This is a genomic window from Staphylococcus sp. HMSC063F05, from assembly GCF_001837075.1.
Taxonomy (GTDB): domain Bacteria; phylum Bacillota; class Bacilli; order Staphylococcales; family Staphylococcaceae; genus Staphylococcus; species Staphylococcus epidermidis.
Window position 1 is genome coordinate 1 of the sequence record NZ_KV831349.1, and the last position, 3,176, is coordinate 3,176.

The window sequence follows — 3,176 nt, forward strand, 5'->3', positions numbered from 1 at the left end:
AAGTAAGATTTTACCAAGCAAAACCGAGTGAATAGAGTTTTAAATAAGCTTGAATTCATAAATAATCGCTAGTGTTCGAAAGAACACTCACAAGATTAATAACTAGTTTTAGCTATTTATTTTGAATAACAATTCAAAATATGGTGGAAACATAGATTAAGTTATTAAGGGCGCACGGTGGATGCCTTGGCACTAGAAGCCGATGAAGGACGTTACTAACGACGATATGCTTTGGGTAGCTGTAAGTAAGCGTTGATCCAGAGATTTCCGAATGGGGGAACCCAGCATGAGTTATGTCATGTTATCGACATGTGAATTCATAGCATGTCAGAAGGCAGACCCGGAGAACTGAAACATCTTAGTACCCGGAGGAAGAGAAAGAAAAATCGATTCCCTGAGTAGCGGCGAGCGAAACGGGAAGAGCCCAAACCAACAAGCTTGCTTGTTGGGGTTGTAGGACACTCTATACGGAGTTACAAAAGAACATGTTAGACGAATCATCTGGAAAGATGAATCAAAGAAGGTAATAATCCTGTAGTCGAAAACATATTCTCTCTTGAGTGGATCCTGAGTACGACGGAGCACGTGAAATTCCGTCGGAATCTGGGAGGACCATCTCCTAAGGCTAAATACTCTCTAGTGACCGATAGTGAACCAGTACCGTGAGGGAAAGGTGAAAAGTACCCCGGAAGGGGAGTGAAAGAGAACTTGAAACCGTGTGCTTACAAGTAGTCAGAGCCCGTTAATGGGTGATGGCGTGCCTTTTGTAGAATGAACCGGCGAGTTACGATCTGATGCAAGGTTAAGCAGCAAATGTGGAGCCGCAGCGAAAGCGAGTCTGAATAGGGCGTTGAGTATTTGGTCGTAGACCCGAAACCAGGTGATCTACCCTTGGTCAGGTTGAAGTTCAGGTAACACTGAATGGAGGACCGAACCGACTTACGTTGAAAAGTGAGCGGATGAACTGAGGGTAGCGGAGAAATTCCAATCGAACTTGGAGATAGCTGGTTCTCTCCGAAATAGCTTTAGGGCTAGCCTCAAGTGATGATTATTGGAGGTAGAGCACTGTTTGGACGAGGGGCCCCTCTCGGGTTACCGAATTCAGACAAACTCCGAATGCCAATTAATTTAACTTGGGAGTCAGAACATGGGTGATAAGGTCCGTGTTCGAAAGGGAAACAGCCCAGACCACCAGCTAAGGTCCCAAAATATATGTTAAGTGGAAAAGGATGTGGCGTTGCCCAGACAACTAGGATGTTGGCTTAGAAGCAGCCATCATTTAAAGAGTGCGTAATAGCTCACTAGTCGAGTGACACTGCGCCGAAAATGTACCGGGGCTAAACATATTACCGAAGCTGTGGATTGTCCTTTGGACAATGGTAGGAGAGCGTTCTAAGGGCGTCGAAGCATGATCGCAAGGACATGTGGAGCGCTTAGAAGTGAGAATGCCGGTGTGAGTAGCGAAAGACGGGTGAGAATCCCGTCCACCGATTGACTAAGGTTTCCAGAGGAAGGCTCGTCCGCTCTGGGTTAGTCGGGTCCTAAGCTGAGGCCGACAGGCGTAGGCGATGGATAACAGGTTGATATTCCTGTACCACCTAGTATCGTTTTAATCGATGGGGGGACGCAGTAGGATAGGCGAAGCGTGCTGTTGGAGTGCACGTCCAAGCAGTAAGGCTGAGTGTTAGGCAAATCCGGCACTCATAAGGCTGAGCTGTGATGGGGAGAGGAAATTGTTTCCTCGAGTCGTTGATTTCACACTGCCGAGAAAAGCCTCTAGATAGATAACAGGTGCCCGTACCGCAAACCGACACAGGTAGTCAAGATGAGAATTCTAAGGTGAGCGAGCGAACTCTCGTTAAGGAACTCGGCAAAATGACCCCGTAACTTCGGGAGAAGGGGTGCTCTTTAGGGTTCACGCCCAGAAGAGCCGCAGTGAATAGGCCCAAGCGACTGTTTATCAAAAACACAGGTCTCTGCTAAACCGTAAGGTGATGTATAGGGGCTGACGCCTGCCCGGTGCTGGAAGGTTAAGAGGAGTGGTTAGCTTCTGCGAAGCTACGAATCGAAGCCCCAGTAAACGGCGGCCGTAACTATAACGGTCCTAAGGTAGCGAAATTCCTTGTCGGGTAAGTTCCGACCCGCACGAAAGGCGTAACGATTTGGGCACTGTCTCAACGAGAGACTCGGTGAAATCATAGTACCTGTGAAGATGCAGGTTACCCGCGACAGGACGGAAAGACCCCGTGGAGCTTTACTGTAGCCTGATATTGAAATTCGGCACAGCTTGTACAGGATAGGTAGGAGCCTTTGAAACGTGAGCGCTAGCTTACGTGGAGGCGTTGGTGGGATACTACCCTAGCTGTGTTGGCTTTCTAACCCGCACCACTTATCGTGGTGGGAGACAGTGTCAGGCGGGCAGTTTGACTGGGGCGGTCGCCTCCTAAAAGGTAACGGAGGCGCTCAAAGGTTCCCTCAGAATGGTTGGAAATCATTCATAGAGTGTAAAGGCATAAGGGAGCTTGACTGCGAGACCTACAAGTCGAGCAGGGTCGAAAGACGGACTTAGTGATCCGGTGGTTCCGCATGGAAGGGCCATCGCTCAACGGATAAAAGCTACCCCGGGGATAACAGGCTTATCTCCCCCAAGAGTTCACATCGACGGGGAGGTTTGGCACCTCGATGTCGGCTCATCGCATCCTGGGGCTGTAGTCGGTCCCAAGGGTTGGGCTGTTCGCCCATTAAAGCGGTACGCGAGCTGGGTTCAGAACGTCGTGAGACAGTTCGGTCCCTATCCGTCGTGGGCGTAGGAAATTTGAGAGGAGCTGTCCTTAGTACGAGAGGACCGGGATGGACATACCTCTGGTGTACCAGTTGTCGTGCCAACGGCATAGCTGGGTAGCTATGTATGGACGGGATAAGTGCTGAAAGCATCTAAGCATGAAGCCCCCCTCAAGATGAGATTTCCCAACTTCGGTTATAAGATCCCTCGAAGATGACGAGGTTAATAGGTTCGAGGTGGAAGCGTGGTGACACGTGGAGCTGACGAATACTAATCGATCGAAGACTTAATCAATTTTTAAAAAACGTTTTGCGACGCAAAATCTTACTTACTATCTAGTTTTGAATGTATAATCATTCATTTGTCTGGTGACAATGGCAAGGAGGTCACACCT

The 3,176-nt window shown here is 48.8% G+C and carries 1 rRNA gene; it reads left to right on the top strand.

Annotated elements, in window-relative coordinates:
• Window positions 1-154 precede the first annotated feature (154 nt).
• Window positions 155-3,076 (top strand): 23S ribosomal RNA (locus HMPREF2576_RS07240).
• The last annotated feature ends 100 nt before the right edge of the window (window positions 3,077-3,176 follow it).